This is a genomic window from Pseudomonas sp. CP4 (assembly GCF_047758505.1).
GTDB classification, from domain to species: domain Bacteria; phylum Pseudomonadota; class Gammaproteobacteria; order Pseudomonadales; family Pseudomonadaceae; genus Aquipseudomonas; species Aquipseudomonas fluorescens_AO.
In genome coordinates, this window is record NZ_CP180489.1 from 2682181 (window position 1) to 2700439 (window position 18259).

The 18259-nt window shown below is 57.4% G+C and carries 11 protein-coding genes; 1 reads left to right on the forward strand and 10 read right to left on the reverse strand.

The window, feature by feature from the left end; all coding sequences use genetic code 11:
* Nucleotides 1–63 precede the first annotated feature (63 nt).
* From miaA to ACMYUN_RS11960, 5 genes are read right to left on the reverse strand one after another with little or no spacing between them, the layout of a single operon-like run.
* Nucleotides 64–1035: a tRNA (adenosine(37)-N6)-dimethylallyltransferase MiaA gene (gene miaA, locus ACMYUN_RS11940; RefSeq protein WP_310403939.1), complete on the reverse strand. Its 972-nt coding sequence runs from the start codon at nucleotides 1033–1035 to the stop codon at nucleotides 64–66.
* The gene (mutL, locus tag ACMYUN_RS11945) at nucleotides 1035–2942 is read right to left on the reverse strand and encodes a DNA mismatch repair endonuclease MutL (protein ID WP_415763792.1); all 1908 of its coding nucleotides are present in this window, start codon (nucleotides 2940–2942) and stop codon (nucleotides 1035–1037) included. Before mutL ends, miaA begins: the two co-directional genes overlap by 1 nt.
* Nucleotides 2939–4318 (reverse strand): N-acetylmuramoyl-L-alanine amidase, encoded by a 1380-nt coding sequence (locus ACMYUN_RS11950; RefSeq protein WP_370593506.1) that lies wholly within the window; start codon nucleotides 4316–4318, stop codon nucleotides 2939–2941. The genes mutL and ACMYUN_RS11950 overlap by 4 nt, the downstream gene beginning before the upstream one ends.
* A gap of 51 nt (nucleotides 4319–4369) precedes the next feature.
* Nucleotides 4370–4840 carry a tRNA (adenosine(37)-N6)-threonylcarbamoyltransferase complex ATPase subunit type 1 TsaE gene (tsaE, locus tag ACMYUN_RS11955; RefSeq protein ID WP_415763793.1) on the reverse strand — a complete coding sequence of 157 codons (471 nt, stop codon included), beginning with the start codon at nucleotides 4838–4840 and terminating at the stop codon, nucleotides 4370–4372.
* Complete coding sequence (locus ACMYUN_RS11960; protein WP_415763794.1) at nucleotides 4828–6327, reverse strand: NAD(P)H-hydrate dehydratase; 1500 nt, start codon at nucleotides 6325–6327, stop codon at nucleotides 4828–4830. The genes tsaE and ACMYUN_RS11960 overlap by 13 nt, the downstream gene beginning before the upstream one ends.
* A 63-nt stretch (nucleotides 6328–6390) precedes the next feature.
* On the opposite strand from ACMYUN_RS11960, the gene queG reads away from it, so the two are divergent.
* Nucleotides 6391–7464 (forward strand): tRNA epoxyqueuosine(34) reductase QueG, encoded by a 1074-nt coding sequence (gene queG, locus ACMYUN_RS11965; RefSeq protein ID WP_415763795.1) that lies wholly within the window; start codon nucleotides 6391–6393, stop codon nucleotides 7462–7464.
* A 25-nt stretch (nucleotides 7465–7489) separates the two neighbouring features.
* Here queG and ACMYUN_RS11970 read toward each other — a convergent pair whose 3' ends face one another.
* The 5 genes from ACMYUN_RS11970 to ACMYUN_RS11990 all read right to left on the reverse strand — a co-directional run bounded on the left by ACMYUN_RS11970 (nucleotide 7490) and on the right by ACMYUN_RS11990 (nucleotide 18193).
* Nucleotides 7490–12259, reverse strand: a complete 4770-nt coding sequence (locus ACMYUN_RS11970) for an RHS repeat-associated core domain-containing protein (RefSeq protein WP_415763796.1) — start codon at nucleotides 12257–12259, stop codon at nucleotides 7490–7492.
* 79 nt (nucleotides 12260–12338) lie between these two features.
* Nucleotides 12339–13325, reverse strand: a complete 987-nt coding sequence (locus tag ACMYUN_RS11975; protein WP_415763797.1) for a hypothetical protein — start codon at nucleotides 13323–13325, stop codon at nucleotides 12339–12341.
* Nucleotides 13326–13664: 339 nt separating this feature from the next.
* A complete protein-coding gene (locus tag ACMYUN_RS11980; protein ID WP_415763798.1) occupies nucleotides 13665–16190 on the reverse strand; it encodes a hypothetical protein in 2526 nt (841 codons plus the stop codon).
* Nucleotides 16191–16374: 184 nt separating this feature from the next.
* A complete protein-coding gene (locus ACMYUN_RS11985) occupies nucleotides 16375–17406 on the reverse strand; it encodes a hypothetical protein (RefSeq protein ID WP_415763799.1) in 1032 nt (343 codons plus the stop codon).
* Between the two features lie 172 nt (nucleotides 17407–17578).
* A complete protein-coding gene (locus tag ACMYUN_RS11990) occupies nucleotides 17579–18193 on the reverse strand; it encodes a trimeric intracellular cation channel family protein (RefSeq protein ID WP_186547712.1) in 615 nt (204 codons plus the stop codon).
* Between the last annotated feature and the right edge of the window lie 66 nt (nucleotides 18194–18259).

Below are 18259 nucleotides of genomic sequence, written 5' to 3' on the forward strand. Positions count from 1 at the left end.
AACAGGTAAATTCAGATGGCTTCGGCCGTCACACCCCCAAGGATAGACGGCAATTGCAAGGACTCAGCTCAATATGGAGATGGTCCCGAGGTATTTCAAGGCGCGTGGCAGATTGTCGCAATCAAGACTGTCCAGCCAGTGCAAATCGTCCCAGCTGCGCAGCCAGGTAAACTGGCGCTTGGCCAATTGGCGCGTGGCGATGATGCCCCGCTCCTGCATCTGGGCCAATGTCAGCTTGCCGTCCAGGTAATCCCAGACTTGGCGGTAGCCTACCGCACGTATAGACGGCAACCCCGAATGCAGGTCACTTCTTTTACGCAGGGCTACGACCTCGTCGATGAACCCCTGTTCCAACATATTTGTGAATCTTTGTTCAATTCGCTGGTGCAGAACCTGACGATTCGCCGGAGCAATGGCCAGGTTCGCGACAGTATAGGGCAATTGTTGACGTCCCGAAGCGGCTGCTTCAGTACTTTGCGCAGATTGTTGCTCGCGCAGGGCGGTCATGCTCTGCCCGCTGACTCGATAGACTTCCAGTGCCCGACTCAAGCGTTGCGGATCATTGGGATGAATGCGCGCCGCCGACACCGGATCGATTTGCGCCAGTTGATCGTGCAGGGCTTGCCAGCCGAGACGTGCAGCTTCGTCCTCGATCTGCGCGCGCACCTCGGGATCGGCTGCCGGCATGTCCGCCAGCCCTTCAACCAAAGCCTTGTAATAGAGCATGGTGCCGCCGACCAGCAGCGGGATCTTTCCCCGCGCAGTGATTTCGGCCATGGACTGCAACGCGTCGCGACGGAAATCGGCAGCGGAATACGCTTCAGCAGGATCGAGAATGTCGATCAGCCGGTGCGGATATTCGGCGAGCAGTTCTTTCGAAGGCTTGGCCGTGCCGATGTCCATACCGCGATAGACCAGCGCCGAATCGACGCTGATCAATTCGCACGGCAGCACCTTGGTCAGCTCAATGGCCAGGTCGGTCTTGCCCGCAGCGGTCGGGCCCATCAGGAAAATCGCTGGAGGAAGCTGGCTCATCAACGACCGCGCAGGAACAGTTTGTCCAGATCGTCCAGGCCCAACTGGGTCCAGGTCGGTCGGCCATGGTTGCATTGACCGCTGCGCTCGGTGTTTTCCATGTCGCGCAGCAAGCCGTTCATTTCCGGCACGGCCAGGCGCCGATTGGCGCGGATCGCGCCGTGACAGGCCATGGTGCCGAGCAGTTCGTTGAGGTGCGCCTGGATACGGTCGCTGGTGCCGTATTCCATCAGGTCCGAAAGTACGTCGCCGACCAGTCGGTTGGCTTCGGCCTGCTTGAGCAGTGCCGGAATCTGCCGGATCGCCAGGGTTTCCGGCCCCAGCCGCTGCAATTCAAAACCAAGACGCTGAAACCACGCGGCGTGTTCTTCAGCGCAGTCGGCCTCGCGCTGACTGACCGCCAGTGACTCCGGCACCAGCAACGGCTGACCACTGAGGCCTTCGCTGGCCATGGCGATTTTCAGGCGCTCGTACATGATCCGCTCGTGGGCGGCATGCATGTCCACCAGCACCAGGCCATGGGCGTTTTCGGACAGAATATAGATGCCCTTGAGCTGCGCCAGTGCATAGCCGAGCGGCGGGATATCTTCCTGACCGGTCGGCAGTGCGCTGGCATTGGCTTCAGGCAGCGGCGCGAAAAACTCCTTGTAAGCAGCTTGAGCTTCGGCAGCGGGCAACGTCGATTGCGGACGCGGCGTGTATTGATACTGATAAGCGCCGCCAGCGCTGGCGCCGGACGAAGTATTGAACACCGGCTGCGCCTGCGGCTGCTCCAGCAGCGCATTGGCGGCCAGACGCATCTCGCCCTGCGGACCGAATTCGCCCGCCTCGATGCCACTAGGTCGAACGATCGCCGTGGTGACCGAGCCGGCCAATTGATCTTCCGGACGCACGTCGCCCAGCGCACGGTGCAGCGTGCCATACAGGAAGTCATGAACCATGCGCCCGTCGCGGAAACGCACTTCGTGCTTGGTCGGGTGGACGTTGACGTCGACCGCCGCCGGATCGACCTCGAAAAACAGCGCGAAGGTCGGGTGCCGACCGTTGAACAGCACGTCGCGATAAGCCTGACGCACGGCGTGGGCCACCAGTTTGTCGCGCACTGCTCGGCCGTTTACGAAGAAATACTGCAAGTCCGCCTGACTGCGGTTGAAGGTCGGCAAACCGACCCAGCCCCACAGGTGCAGGCCATTACGTTCGATCTCGATCGGCAAAGCTTGCTCGAGAAACCCCGAACCGCAGATCGCCGCCACACGCCGTGCGCGGGCCGCATCATCGTGGGCCTCGTGCAGGCTGAGGATGGTCTTGCCGTTGTGGCGCAGATGAAAAGCCACGTCGAAACGCGCCAGCGCCAGACGCTTGATCACTTCCTGCAAGTGATCGAATTCGGTTTTTTCGGTCTTGAGAAATTTGCGCCGGGCCGGGGTGTTGAAGAACAGGTCGCGGACTTCCACCGAAGTGCCGACCGGATGCGCCGCCGGCTGCACGCGCGGCGCCATGTCCCGGCCTTCGGTCTCGACCTGCCAGGCCTGATCGGCATCGCGGGTGCGCGAGGTCAGGGTCAAACGCGCCACAGAGCTGATCGACGCCAGCGCCTCGCCACGGAAACCCAGGCTCATCACCTGTTCCAGATCTTCGAGGTTGCGAATCTTGCTGGTGGCGTGACGGGCCAGGGCCAGCGGCAGGTCATCGGCCGAAATTCCACTGCCGTCATCACGCACGCGCAGCAACTTGACGCCGCCCTGCTCGACGTCGACGTCGATACGCTTGGCGCCGGAGTCGAGGCTGTTTTCCAGCAACTCCTTGATCACCGAAGCCGGACGCTCAACCACTTCACCAGCGGCGATCTGGTTCGCCAGTCGTGGGCTCAGCAGCTCGATGCGCGCAGTGTTCAATACCTGATTCATTCTTTGGACGCCAGTTCGGTGCCGGGAATGGTCAGGTGCTGACCGACTTTCAGCTCATCGCTTTTCAGGTTGTTGGCAGCACGCAACGTGGCCGGCGAAACCTGATAGCGCACGCCGATCATCGCTAGCGTCTCGCCCGGGCCGACGCGGTGGTCGCGCGGACCCTGAGCAATCTTGCCGGAATCACGCAGCCAGGCGATGTAAGTGCCGGGCGGCGGATTCTGCTGGAAGAACTGGCGCACGCCGCTGCTGATCGAACGGGCCAGCGCCTGCTGGTGGCTCGACGCGGACAGTTTGTTCGCTTCGTTGGCGTTGGAAATGAAGCCGGTTTCGACCAGGATCGACGGGATGTCCGGCGACTTCAGCACCATGAATCCGGCTTGTTCCACGCGCTGTTTGTGCAGCGGCGTGACGCGACCGATGTTGGTCAGCACCTTTTGCCCGACGTTGAGGCTGGAAGTCAGCGACGCGGTCATCGACAGGTCGAGCAACACGCCAGCGAGCATGCGGTCCTTGTCGTCGAGGCTGACGTTACCGGCACCGCCAATCAGGTCGGAACGGTTTTCACTGTCGGCCAGCCAACGGGCGGTCTCGGACGTAGCGCCACGATCGGACAGAGCGAACACCGACGCACCGAACGCGGCTGCGGACGGCGCCGCGTCGGCGTGAATCGAGACGAACAGGTCGGCGCCCTTCTTGCGCGCGATTTCGGTCCGCCCGCGCAATGGAATGAAGTAGTCGCCGGTACGGGTCAGTTCGGCGCGGAAACCTTTCATGCCGTTGACCTGACGCTGCAACTCGCGAGCGATCTGCAGTACCACATCTTTCTCGCGCTGGCCGCGCGAACCGGACGCGCCCGGGTCTTCACCACCGTGGCCGGCGTCGATCACCACAATGATGTCGCGCTTGCCCGCTGGGGCTGGCGGCAGCTTGATCGCCGGCTCAGTCGGGGTCACCGGCACTGCCGGCACGGTCGCCACCGAAGGTGTCGGGGCCGGCGGCGGCGCGGCATCGGCCGGGTTGTCGAACAGATCGACCACCAGACGGTTGCCGTACTGCGCGTTCGGCGCCAGCGAGAAACTTTTCGGGGTGACGGCTTTTTTCAGGTCGATGACCACCCGCAAGTCGGTCGGCGTGCGCTGGGCTGAGCGCATCGCGGTGATCGGCGTGTTCGCGGTCTGCACATTCAACGGCGCGCCGAGGGTGGCGCCGTTGATGTCGATCACCAACCGATCCGGGGCAGTCAGGGTGAAGACACTGTGCTGCACCGGGCCGCTGAGGTCGAAAACCAGTCGCGTATTGTCCGGCGCCCGCCACAGGCGCACGCTGTTGACCTTTGAATCGGCCACAGCGTTGACGGTTACTGCCATCAACATCAGTCCAGCGGCAGCCACCAACGCGCGAAAGCGCATACCAAACCCCATCATTTAATTGGATTCCAATGCCAAAGCGGCACACCAGGCCTCGCCACGCGAGCCCTGGGCTAAAATTTTCAGCGAACGACCGCTGTCTTGCGGGCCAATGGTAATGGTCAGGTCAGGCTTTGGCAAAAAGCCTGCACCTTTATCGGGCCATTCGATCAGGCACAGGGCATCGTCCTCGAAGTAGTCACGGATACCGAGAAATTCCAGTTCTTCCGGATCAACCAAGCGATACAGGTCGAAATGGAACGCGCGCACTTCACCGATCTCGTAGGGCTCGACCAGAGTGAAGGTCGGACTTTTTACCGCGCCGACGTGCCCCAGCCCGCGAATGATGCCCCGCGACAGAGTGGTTTTGCCCATGCCCAGGTTGCCTTCAAGAAAAATCAGGCCGTGGCCCTGGGTGACGCGGGCGATCCGTGCGCCAAAGTCGCTCATCGCCTGTTCATCGGCCAGGTACAGGGTTACTTCAGACACGGTGCATGCTCCTCCAACAACTGACGAATGGCTTGAATCAGATCACTGGCCGCCAGCCCACGGCCGAATTTGCCTTGTTGCAGACCGGCATTGGCGTGCAGCCAGACGGCCAGGCATGCCGCATCGAACGCGCCCAAGCCTTGGGCCAGCAATGCGCCGGTGAGACCGGCCAGCACATCACCCAACCCGCCCGTGGCCATCGCCGGATGGCCCTGATGACAAAGGGCCAGACGCCCGTCGGGATGGGCGATCAAACTGCCGGCGCCTTTCAGCACCACTACCGCTGAATACTTTTTGCTCAACGCCAATGCAGCAGTCAGGCGATCGGCCTGCACTTCAGCGGTGCTGATGCCGAGCAAGCGCGCCGCCTCGCCCGGATGCGGGGTAATCACGCAACCCTCGGGCAACTGTACAAAAGCGCTGGCCAGCAGGTTCAACGCGTCGGCGTCCCACACCTGTGGCAACGGTGCGTTGGCGGCTGCCGACAACAAGGCGCGCCCCCAACTGGCTTGACCAAGGCCCGGCCCGACCACCAGCACCGAAGCCTTTTCCAGCAGGCCCATCAGTTGATTGGCTGACGAGGTGCCGAGAGCCATGGCTTCCGGGATACGGGTCAGCGCCGCTGGCACATGCTCTGGCCGAGTCGCCAGCGAGACCATGCCCGCGCCGCCGCGCAAGGCCATTTCAGTGCTGAGCAGAGTCGCCCCGCCGAAACCATGATCGCCGCCGATCAACAGCACATGGCCAAAGCGGCCCTTGTGCGAGGTCGGCGCGCGCGGCGCAAGTGCTGGAAGATTAGCGGCGCTCAGGCGTTCAGCGCAGACGGGAATGTCACTGAAAATTTCGTTGGTGGATTGCAAGTCGTTGAAGACCAGTTCACCGATATGATCCGCCGCGTCACCGGTCAACAGCCCGATCTTCATAGCAATGAATGTCACCGTTAGATCGGCGCGGACCGCGACGCCCAGTTCACGCCCGGTATCGGCACATAGCCCTGACGGAATATCGACCGCCACCACCGGCAAACCGCAGGCGTTGATCGCCTTGATCACCGATGCATACGGCTCACGCACTTCGCCGCTCAGGCCAGTGCCGAGCAAGGCATCGAGGACGACACCGCGCAGCTCGCTTTGCCCCTGCCAGCCTTGCACCACAACACCAGCAGCTACGGATTCGGCATGGGCCAGTGCGGCATCGCCCTGCAAACGTTGCGGATCGCCGACGGCGAGAACGCGCACCGTCCAACCGGCCCGCAGCGCCAGCCCGGCCACCAGATAACCGTCGCCAGCGTTGTTGCCGTGCCCGGCGAGCACCGTCAGTTCGTTCGCTGCCGGCCACTTGCGCACCAGTGCCCGCCACGTCGCGCGGGCGGCGCGTTGCATCAATTCGAAGCCCGGCGTGCCGGCGGCGATCAGCCGCGCGTCGAGTTCGCGCACCTGTGCGGCGCGGTACAGCGCGTCGGGTAATTCATCTTTCGTCTGCGGCATGCGTCTTCGGGCTCCGATGTCTGGCAGAATTATACGCACCTCAGCTCCGGTTTCTCTCGCCTCATGTCCGCCATCACCACAGACCTGCCCGCCCTCGCCCAATCGATCAAGGATTGGGGCCGCGAGCTGGGCTTCCAGCAAGTCGGCATCAGCGGTCTGGACCTGGCCGAACACGAGCAGCATCTACAGCGCTGGCTCGAGGCCGGCTACCACGGCGACATGGACTACATGGGCGCCCACGGCAGCAAACGCTCGCATCCCGAAGAGTTGGTGCCGGGTACGTTGCGCGTGGTCTCGCTGCGTATGGACTACCTGCCGGGCGATACCGAAATGGCCAAACGCCTGGCTGAACCGGAAAAGGCTTACGTATCGCGTTATGCCTTGGGCCGCGATTACCACAAATTGATCCGTAAACGTGTTCAACAATTGGCCGACAGGATTCAGGCGCAGATCGGCCCGTTCGGTTTTCGCGCCTTCGTCGATAGCGCGCCGGTGCTGGAAAAAGCCATCGCCGAACAGGCGGGGCTGGGCTGGATCGGCAAAAACACCCTGGTGCTCAACCGCAAGGCCGGCAGTTATTTCTTCCTCAGTGAACTGTTCGTCGATCTGCCGCTGCCGGTGGACGAGCCGCACAGCACCGAACATTGCGGGCGCTGCACCGCGTGTCTGGATATCTGCCCGACCAATGCGTTCGTCGGCCCCTATGTGCTGGACGCCCGGCGTTGCATTTCCTATCTGACCATTGAGCTGAAGACCGCCATCCCCGAAGAGTTGCGGCCGCTGATCGGCAATCGTGTGTTCGGCTGTGATGACTGCCAGATCGTCTGCCCATGGAACCGTTTCGCCCGGCCGACTGGAGAAAGCGATTTCACGCCCCGGCACAATCTCGATAATGCCGAGCTGGCTGCACTGTTCATGTGGGATGAAGAGAAGTTTCTAAGCAGCACTGAAGGCTCGCCGTTGCGGCGCGCCGGCTATGAGCGCTGGTTGCGCAATCTCGCGGTGGGGCTGGGGAATGCGCCTTCAACGATTCCGGTGCTGGAAGCGCTGAAGGCGCGACGGGATTATCCGTCAGAGTTGGTTAGAGAGCATGTGGAGTGGGCGCTGGAGCAGCACTCCAGACCTTCACACCCATAACGGGCAGGCGAAGTATTCACAGTGCTCATGTGCGCGTTGTAACCATATTTTTCGCCGATCTCATTATTGCGTTGGTCTCCCCGTCGGACCAATGGCCACCCGCCCGCAGGACTTTGCAAACTCTCTGTTTACTGTCCTCTAGAAGATAAATACGCTCCCCACGTCCTTTCGAGGCTGCGAAAAAAACATGCGTTACTTTTCTTCCATCACCGGCTGCGCCGAATTCCTCGTAATACATCCTGGATTTCCTGGCTGCCTGGAGGGGGGACATATCGCTTTCCACGTACCCGAAGAATTCGTCGGCCATCGTCTTATGAGTGGCATAGAGGTAGCTTTCTGGATCGGGCCTGATTAATTGCCAAGGTCTCTCCGTGACTTCCTCCACGGGCGCCTGGGCTTTTTTGGCCGCGGCCCTTGCGCCTTTTCCACCCTTCTTTAAATGTTGCCCCGCTTTGCCTGCCCCCCTGCCACTGAGCCCTTTGCTAAAAGCTGAAGCCATCTTCCTGCCCGCATTCACAGCAGCTTTTGCACCCGCCGCCAAACCTGCACCGAGCGAAGCCAGCCCGAGACCAAAGCTGATCCAGCCCAATATCTCGCCCGCCTGAGAACCCGGTGCCAGCTCATTGACCACCTCGCTGGCAATACCCGCCAGGCCTGAAGTAACCGCCAGCCCCAATGCCGCCACTGCCCATGGCGTCGCCGCGCCCATCGTCACCACGCTGGCAACAATCCCGAGAATACTGAGGCCGATGCCGAGGATCGATTGCCAGGAGACATGCCCGGTAGGGTCAACCCGATTGACAGGGTCGCCCAGGCAATAACTGTAGGCATTCAATCCGCCCGCACCGAACGGACTCATGCTATCGGGGGAAAGAAAACGCATCAGTGTCGGGCTATAGGCCCGGTAACCGTTGCCCAGCAGATACAGCCCGGTAACCGGATCCAGCTGTTCGCCGTTGAACCCCGCCAGGCTGAACAATCCGCCTTCGGCAGGACGGTGCCCATAAGGACTGTAGGCGCAATCGGTGAGGTGCTCCTCCTTACCCAGTGTTGCCAGCACGCTTTGCTGTTGGTCGGTGCCAAACAGCAAAGCGCTGGCGTTCAAACCGAGTTGCCGCTGCCCCACAAGCGCGCCACCGTGACGCACGACACTGGATGAATTTTCACCACTCACCTCATTGGCGACCCGGCCTGCGTGGTAATAACGCTGCACAGTCGCCTTTTCGGGTTGCGACAGTTCAACCAGATCGTCGAGACCGTCGTAATGGTAGCCACGGATTACTGATCCCCCTGCGTCGGACAATTGCTCAAGACGTCCGAACGCGTCATAGGCCAGCGTTCGCGCCTGGTCGTCCTTGATCATCCTGCCGTTGGCGTCGTATTCCAGTGTCACTGCCGGTGGATAGTCGACATGGGAATGTTTGACTGCGCTGAGCTGTACAGGATCGGGATTGTCATAACTGAACGTGGTCAGATTCACGCCCAGCGGGAACTTCGTCTGCACCGTAAGAATGTTGTCCAGCGCATCGAAGGTGAAGGTCTGCTGGACGATTTCCTTGCCATACGGATCGCGGGGCTTTTGAGTGCCGGCACAGTCGTACTGGATCAGACGCCCGCGCACATCGTAGGTGAATTGCTCATCACGCAAAATCTGCGTGCCGCGCCTGGAGACTTTCTGCGCCAGCTTGCCGGCAAGCGTGTAAGTCGATTGCAGCGTCTGGTCAGGCTGGCCCTGACTCTCGAATGTACGCCGGGTTTCACGACCGATATCGTCGTAGACGAACCGGGTGATCATATGACGCTTGATCGACGTGTCTTCGGTTTTCGTCCACTCCAGCATTCCCGTCTGGGCGTCGTAGTGGAACTCGGTTTTCAGCGACCCTTGCGAGGCGGATAGAAGGCGGCCGAACTCATCGTATTCAGATCTGTTGTCGGTACCGAGCACATCAACGTGGGTGATCGGTCGCCCCTGCAGGGACCAGGTACTGGATGTTGCTTTCATGACAGCGCCGAAGGTCGTCGTTTCAGATTTCAGGCGCCCGGAAGGGTGATAGGCAAAGCTGCGTGTCCTGCCGCTTTCGGTACAGGTCAAGGGATTGCCACTGACGGGGTCGTAAGTCAGTGTCGTGACCTCTTCTCCCGCCTTGCGCTCAGTCAGTAAACCGCCCAGATCGCGCAAATAAGTGAACTCGGTTTTTTTGCCATCAGCACTCTTGTGCCACTGTGGCTGAGTGAAGCCCGCTTCATAACCAGCCTCAGACTTTCGTCCGCCAACGGTACTTTGGATCAAACGACCCAAACCATCATAAGTCTGCTGGCCCAACACTTTGTCACCGACCTTGATGTCGATCGCAAGCCCTTCATCACTATGCTCCGCGTAGTCGGTTACGACCTTACTGCCGTCGGGCATAACACTGCGGATCATCCGGTCGAAAACGTCGTACTCATATTTCCTGGTATTGCCGACAGGATCTGTCTGGCTGGTCGTGCGTCCGTAACCGTCATAGGTGTAAACGGTTTTGCCGAGACTCTTGTTCTTCAGATTGAAGCTCTCGACACTCAACGGCTTGCCGAAGTCATTGATCAGGGTGAGTGTCTTGCCCATGCCCTGAAGCCAATGGCTGTGCTGGCGAAGGACCGGATTCGCCTCACTATGTTCAATACGCCCATCGGCATGCAGCGTCTTGCTGACCTGACCCCAGGAATCGAACTCGTAGCGGGTGCTGACCGGATAAGGCTTGTTATCGCGCCAATCGGTCAGCGTCACGTTCACCTTGTGACCGACCGAATCATACAGGGCAGAATAAAGTGTGCGAGCCTGGATGAGACCGTCCTTGTCGGGATGGTCGCAGTCCTTTTCCTGAACGGTGATGATCCGCTCCAGGCCGTCATAGCTCACTCTTTGCTCACCCCCGCCTGGATCGGTGGTCACCATTGTCGCCGGTTGCTGTCTGTTGGCGGCCAGATAGGCCCAACGGGTAGCAGCCGCATAAGGGGTGCCCGAAGCGACCGTTTTGCACACTGCCCGGCCGATCGCATCGTATTCATGCTCGATACGCTCGCCATCGACACCTGTTTCCGACACCAGTAATCCAGTCAGCGTCGAAAGCACTTTCTCACTGGTCTGCACCGTCCCGTCAAATCCGCGGGTGCTGGACTTGACCCGCAATCCGTCACCCTCAAGCTCATAGGTGAATTCGGTAGAGGTTTTTTTTTCATTCAGGATGAAACTTTGCTCTTTCGTAGCCCCGTGCTTGAGCGGGTCCTTGGGCAGGTCCAGATAACTGCGTTGGGTTTTCGAACGCAGTAGCTCAACACCTTCCACAACTTCGAAAAAACGCTCAGTGACCGGTAACACGGATCCCAGCTCCGCCCCCTCCAGCGCAGTGTGCAGCGCATAGTCATAGTAGGTGACAGTCGAAGTACCATCCGACGCGGCCGCAGTAACCGTCCTCTTACTCGGGAACCTGGAGAAACCCAGCGGATCCTCCGGGCAATTGTCTCCACCACTTGCCGGATAGAATTCGGTCGAAGTCGTGATCCCGTTTGGCTCGACCTGCTTGACCAGGTTGCCTTCGTTATCGAACTCGGTGACCGTAGTTTCCAGCCGTTTTTGCTGGGTGCGCCGATCAAGGTACGTCACCGAATGCACCTTCGGCATGCGGAACTGAGCCACTTGGTCATTGAATGGCTTGGTGACGGAGCAGTGATACTCGGTGATGGCTTCGATCTGCGCGTCGCCACAGGTGGTCGTCTCTGCGACCAGAAGATGAAACTTGTTGTAGGTGCGTTTGATGCGCGTGTGAACCTTACCTTTTACCACCCACTTCTCATCCGAGGTGTACACGTAGTAGCCGGGGGCCTGGTAGAGAGGATCACCGTCACTGTCACTGGCCGGCGATAGCCCTTGGCCGAGAAAGTTATGATCGGAGTACTCGTACGTTTTGCAGAGCTTGGGCTGGCCGCGCCCCGGGTAAATATCATGAGCGATGACAAACGGCAGTGTCCGCTCAACGCCACTTACGAAACGATGACCCTGGCGCTTGTAGCGAATAATTTCTACGCCGCGCAATGGATTGACGAGGCGGTGCAGATAGCTGGCCCCGTGAATGACCTCATATTCCAGATCCCAACCTTTACCGACCGGTAGCTCGATCGCCGTCACCCGAGCGTTTTTCAAGATCAATTTGTAGCTGGAACTGGAAGCAGTGTCGGGATGCCGGGTGAATATCACCTGGCCTGCCTTGCGTATGACTCTCAAGAGGCAGCGCTTGGTATCGCTGACTTCGGTCAACCTGGGGAATCCGTTGAAGGACTCGTGCTTCAGCGTAACGCTGACACCGTTCGCTGCGATTATTTTTTCCGCGACGGCGAAATGACTGCCGACCTGGACTTTCAGCAACTCGCGCCGACCATCCTTGTATCGAACTTCATAACGCCCTGGCCCAGTTACCAATACCTTCGCTGTTTGCAGTTTCATTTCCTTGAACTTCAAACCGCTAGACGTCTCGACAGCCTTGTAGCGTTCACCGTTGGACAAGGTCATGACTTTGCTCTGCAAATCATAACTGGTCATGGTCAGCGACCAGCCAATACCGAAACCGACATCCACCTGATTGAGCGGATTAAAGCCCAGTGAAAACGCGAACTCAGGACCATTGAGATCCGCCGAGTGCAACTTCCCCAACGAAAAAGCGCAGGTGTACATGCCCGTGCGGGGATCGACGCCTCCCGAAACAAATTCACCGAAGTTGAAAGCGTTTGAATGAACAGCGGTGGATGAATTACTTTCCATAGAAAAAATCTCCCTTTTCCATCTAGAGTTGAAACGATCAAGTCGGCCAGTGAAAATCGCTGGCCACAAAAAATCCATATCAGGAGAATTGTTTTGTTGACCGCTTCGATTCGCCCAAGATAAAAGTTCGCTGCTCTATGTCACCCTCAATAGCAAGCCAGTGCTCTGTACCGAATTCATCAATAACCGCAAGTTCGAACGCGCCTTCATTTCCCGGTTTTTCCTCTGTCTGTAAAGTAGTGCGTTGCACAAGAGTCAGCACACCGGGCACATCATTGATCCGGAAATTAACATAACCGTGACGAGTATGGATCGAAGCGGATTGCCCATAGATGGGGGCCAGATAGCCGTAAAAACTCCTGCCGCCGCCACTGTAGTGGTTAATTGTTCCTGACGAGTAGACCATTACCGCATCATCGGCGTCATATGGATTAAGCGCTATGTCGTTGCTGTACCAATCCAGCAAGTTGATCTGACGGCCGTCAGCTTGGAGCCCGACATGGAAGATTTGAATTCGCTCCTCGTAAACCAGCTCCCTGAACGCACCGAACTTATAAAGAGAAAAGCTGTTCCGGTTATATTTTTTCGGCGGAACTGCCTCCAGCGTAACACTGCTATCGAAACCAATTCCATTGCTACGCAGTACCACGCCGTCCATTACAATCTCGGCGGCCACTTCCATGATTCCAGGCCTGGATGCCGAAACCCAGAATTGAAAAATCTGTACCGGATCAGAGACGTTGCTTACCCGGTTGTCCGTGACGCGCGGGACTTCAGTCAGCCGAGTTGCACCACCCGTCATTTCGTGAGCGTAACGATTTTCCTGCACCGTTACACTCCAGTCACCCTCCAGAGGACGCGCACCGTGATAGGCGATCAGGCGCAGCGACTGCAGGGCAGGGTGTCCATGCAGTGATGCGCCGTCCCCATTGTTATCAATCCCGTGCAGAAGCACCAACACACGCACCTGCATACGACCGTTGGCATAGAGCACTTTGTGGTGGCCAGAGTTTGTGGAGTCGAGCTTAACCTCGATGCGGGATATACCAACTTGTTCATCAATCATTTTACGATACCTTGCTGTTTGACAGATTTTCCCCTTTAAGGACGCAGCAAAGTATTGAGGCTCAACTTTAATTAAAACAGTCGAAACCTTCGACAAATTGTGAGGAGGTAATAATTCAACATCTCTGTCACCCACTCACACAAATGTTCACAAATGGAAGAAACCCAGCGCCACGACAAGAAATAAAAACAACATCTTTTCTGCCCCTTTGATTCCAGCACTCCAGAAACTTTCTCCCCTCCTGATCTCGAATCCATAGAATCAGAAGGGGACGTCATGAGCGCTTACTCTTGTCTGTATATGTTATAAAAACCAAGGATTCGTTACTTCCACCAACATTCAGTCACTGTCTGACCCTGTCGAGAACCCGCTTTCCGAGGACTCACTATCGGAGTCGAAATCAGGAACTTCCTCCTGCGTCTGTATTTCCATCTTGCGGTCCATACTGGAATTCTCGAGAAACTGATTGATTCGTTGCCGCGATGCCTCACTCAGCGGGTTATTCAACAAACCAACGAACAGGTTCTGTGTATCCGGAATCTCGAACAGTTCAAATCCCACGTCGGAAATATGATTATCATGCAAGGCCACGACAGCCAGTTTTCTGAGCGCATCCATGCCTGAAGGAAGGCTGGACAGATTTGCGTTGCTCAGCATCAATCCGGTTAAACCAGCCATGTGGCCTACATGCGGAGCAACTGTCAGAGGGTTGTTTGCCAGATTCAACCGGGTAAGCGTTTCGATTCTGGACAACCCTTCAGCGGTGACGTCGGAAAGAGTAAGGGAGCAGCCGTCCAGGGTAAGCTTGGTTAACTGGCGCATTTGAAATATTCCTGACGGAAATTCCTCGATTTGAATGCCAAATATTCCCAAAGACTGGATATTGGGAAAGCTGTCAAGAAACGCACCTATCCGTGCGCCCGGTTCATTTGCGGTCAATAGCAACTCTGTTACGTACTCAAACCGACCGGACAACCTTGGTAACTCTCCCGGAAAATCGACATAGTAGGAAAACTGATCGTCTCCCTCCCCCCATCTGGAATCCGACTTGCGCTGCCAGATATCCTGCAACTTAGCGCTGAACCGCTCTCGAGCCTGGCGTTGCACGGTGGGTGGCGGCGCGTTTTCGGGTCCAGCGGTCCGCGACTGAAGTACCGCCCCATCGGCGCTCCATATCGTCAGTTCATTACGCAATGTCGCGAACTCTTTTTCCAGACGGGCCAGTATTGCCGATGGGTCACTCTGCAAGCGCTCGGTGACAAACGACGTCACCTGCTCATCCGAAAGCTGCGGATAAAGTGCTTTTACACGCTCCGCAGCGGACTTTGTCGATTGCCGATTATTGTCGCCACCGCCCAGCAGCTGCCCCCCTTGCCCGTGCAATGCAGCGCTGGAGATGAAGTCAACTGGCAATGGCTCCTCCCCTAACAACTTGCTCACGCTTTGGCGCGACGGCAATGGCTGTGCACGTATCAGCCGTTGTAGAGCCATGCCACCGCCCTGCGCCACATCGAGCAATTGGCGTTGCCCGGGCTGCAACAGACGCCAGACTGCCGAATACAGATCCATCGGTCCTTCGGGTGTCGGTATGTTGCTGCCGCGGATCACATAGCCTTCCAACTGACGCGTCAGTGTGTAATGCACCTGCGACCCTGCATCACCGGTGGCACTCAAGGGTTTGCCGTCCGACATATCCTGATGAATTTCGATACGAACCTCTTGCGGCCACTTCTCGAGCCGCCCGATCATCAGCAACGCCAGCAAATCACTGTCCAGACTGGATGCCGACTCCAGATATATTCCTTCGCAGGCCCTGGCAACACGCACTTCGCGCAGCGCCATCAGGGTCTTTTCTGCCATGTGCCTCGGCATCCCAGGCCGCAGACGCAAATGCAGATGGTCGGCGGCACTGGCCTCTCGCCACAATGCCTGAGCGATTGTCTTGGGCAGGTAAGGAAAAATCCGACGCATCTGCAATGTGTTTTCATCGCAGTCGAGTTCAAACGCCCGCTCACTCCGCTCGAAGAGCAAAGCTCCGTGCCTTTTGCCATCGTGCTCGACCAGCTCGCCTTCCCCTGACGACAGCAAAGCCTGCCATTGTGGGTCCGCCTGCCAGCGTACGGACGGATCGGGATTGTGCATTTGGGTGATGAATCGCTGGATGCCCGAATCGAGGTTAAAGCGCCTGAGCGTGTCCGTCATCAACGCCATAGCGACAGGGTGAATGGGCGAATCGTGTATGAGCATTGCGCCCACACCGCTCGTTGCAAGAGCACGTTTGATAGTGAGCGAGGAGAAATCATCCACCGAATGGCCTGATCGCAGAAACAGTTCCGCTATCTGGCTGTGTTCCGAATAGGTGCTTGAAGAACGATTGTGCCAATCGCCATTTTCCAGAGGAAGCCAGAACCGACCCTCGCTATCCGGCCTCAACAGCGGACCGGAAGGATGCAGCTCACTGGCATGCGTGACACGAAACAGGCCGCTCTCGGCATCCCGAATCACTTGAACGAGACGGCCATCGGCGACGGCCACATACTGTCGCTGTTTGAAAAACATGATTCCCGGCGCACCGGCTTCGTCGAGACTTTTTGGTGTGGGTATCCAATAATTCTCCAGCGAGTTTTTTGCCGGGCTCCTTGCGAACTGGTCAATTGCAGAAAATATCGGACTCGTGCTCACGCTGATGACGGGCGTCATTGCCGTCGAATCTGGCGAAAAGGACGACAGTTCCTGACCGTGTGCGTCAGGCAGATGCGCTACCGTTGAAGGCGAGGACGACAGCGGGCGGGGGCGTTCCACTCCAGGATCGAATGGTTTGGTTGGGGCAGATACAGGTTTGCTCTTTGGCGGTTTGCCAGTCATGAATGCTCATCCTTGAGGAGTGGTTGCGTTGGCCGCTCATTGCTGCGGGGCCAACGCGAGACATCAGAAAACGCAGGTGGCGCGCATCCTGATAATTGGACATGGCAGCTTATCTACAGACGCAATGTCCAACGCATATACTTTTATTGCATCCGCCGACATTGCATCGGGGGAATGATCAGGCTCAGCCTCGTTGAAGATACAAATCTCGCTCGTAAAAATCCGCACGAATCGACAATTTATGCTCGGTACCGTATTCATCGATGGCGATGAAGAAAAGTACGCCTCCATATTTCCGCGCTGTAGTATTTTCCGAATATTCGGATAGCGCCTGCACGATAGTCAATTCTCCGTCGCTCTGAGTTATTACTTTATAATGCTTATGACTCCATGTTTGCGCATCTCTGGTAAAGGTGTATACAAACGGATCGCCATTAACAGGCAACGTTACAGTGATATTGGACTTTTCGGGGCGTACAAAAATGCAGTCCATATAATTCGTTTTTATTTCATTAAGACGGTTACCGCCGGCAAAATTATGATTTTCGCCCTCTTTTACGCCCTCTACAATCCAGTCAACCAGCCTGATCTGCTTCCCGCCCGGATAGAGGCCTAAATGGTACTTCCAGATTCGATTGCCGGGCGACTCATTGCCAACCCTGGTTTGATACAACCGAAACACACCATCAACAGAATATGTCGCAGGAGTTTCTGCTTCGATAGTTACACTGCTGTCATGGACACTGGAGAGTGTGGTTCCGTTGCTGAGAATTCTCTCGCCGTCCAGAAACAGTCGAGCACCGATCTGAGTCGGTCCGGCGCTCGATGAGGACACCCAGAATGTGCGAACCTGAGGGTGAACGCTGTCATCCTCCATATCATCAGCTATCTCCCCGACAGACATTGCGGATCGGGCCTCGACGGTGAATCGACCCTGCACGTTGCTTGCAGCCCAGCCGTCGCGCAAAGTCTTGCCGGTGGCGTAATGAATGAGCTCGATACTCTCCATCACATCTGCCGGAACATGCATGGCTTCGCCGTCAGCATTGACTCCGGAAACGAGTACTTGAACTTTTACCTGCATTCGACCGTTAGCGAAAAGTGCCCTGCTCTGGGCATTATCACTGGCATCGAACTTGACTTTAAAACTGGCAAGGCCCGCAAGAACAGGCGCAGTAATTTGGTGATTATTTGTAGCGTCCATGCTTTCACTCATAATGCAGATCCTTAAAAAGAATGATTTTTATCGACATAGGGAATATGTCAGCAAAAAAAACTACATTCTTGGCAGGGAAATATCAAAGAGCAAAATGTAAGAATATACGCACGCCGGTCGCCAGCGAAAAACCTGGCTTCGCCGCACTACATTCAAAGTACCGCCACCGCGGTCAATGTTCGTCGTTATAGACGAACTTCGGCATTTCCCAATGAAAACGAATGGCCAGCAGACGCAACAAGAATCCGCCAAACAAAGTGATCAGAATGGCTTGTTCACCCGGCACATTCAGATAAAGACACAACATGTAGCACCACGCAGCGGCAAACGAGACGCTGGCGTAAAGTTCGCGACGAAAAATCAACGGAATATCGTTGCAGAAGATATCGCGAAGAATGCCGCCAAAGACGCCGGTGATCACACCGCTGACCGACGCCACCAGCATACCGTGGCCCATCTCCAGAGCGGTCATGCAACCGATCAAGGTGAATGCCACCAGGCCCACCGCGTCGAGTACCAGAAACAGCGAGCGCAAGTGGCGCATCCAGCGTGCGGTGAACACGGTGAACATCGCCGCCACCGACGTCAGCACCAGATACTCCGGGTGTTTGACCCAGGTCAGCGGGTAGTGCCCGAGCAGCACGTCGCGCACTGAACCGCCACCGAGCGCGGTGATGCAGGCGATCAGCACCACGCCAAACCAATCCATGCCGCGTCGTCCTGCGGACAGCGCGCCAGTCATGGCTTCGGCGGTGATGGCGATCAGATAGAGCATCAGCAACATGATGGCAGTCCAGGCAGGAAGGCGCGCAGTCTAGCCATTTCAGCGCCGCACCAGAAGAGGGCGCCTCAG

Bases quoted from the DNA above. Each gene is read 5' to 3' on its own strand.
- mutL (WP_415763792.1), bottom strand. From the start codon at position 2,942: ATGAATCAGGTATTGAACACTGCGCGCATCGAGCTGCTGAGCCCACGA.
- ACMYUN_RS11985 (WP_415763799.1), bottom strand. From the start codon at position 17,406: ATGAGTGAAAGCATGGACGCTACAAATAATCACCAAATTACTGCGCCT.
- queG (WP_415763795.1), top strand. From the start codon at position 6,391: ATGTCCGCCATCACCACAGACCTGCCCGCCCTCGCCCAATCGATCAAG.
- miaA (WP_310403939.1), bottom strand. From the start codon at position 1,035: ATGAGCCAGCTTCCTCCAGCGATTTTCCTGATGGGCCCGACCGCTGCG.
- ACMYUN_RS11980 (WP_415763798.1), bottom strand. From the start codon at position 16,190: ATGACTGGCAAACCGCCAAAGAGCAAACCTGTATCTGCCCCAACCAAA.
- ACMYUN_RS11950 (WP_370593506.1), bottom strand. From the start codon at position 4,318: ATGTTGATGGCAGTAACCGTCAACGCTGTGGCCGATTCAAAGGTCAAC.
- ACMYUN_RS11960 (WP_415763794.1), bottom strand. From the start codon at position 6,327: ATGCCGCAGACGAAAGATGAATTACCCGACGCGCTGTACCGCGCCGCA.
- ACMYUN_RS11975 (WP_415763797.1), bottom strand. From the start codon at position 13,325: ATGATTGATGAACAAGTTGGTATATCCCGCATCGAGGTTAAGCTCGAC.
- ACMYUN_RS11970 (WP_415763796.1), bottom strand. From the start codon at position 12,259: ATGGAAAGTAATTCATCCACCGCTGTTCATTCAAACGCTTTCAACTTC.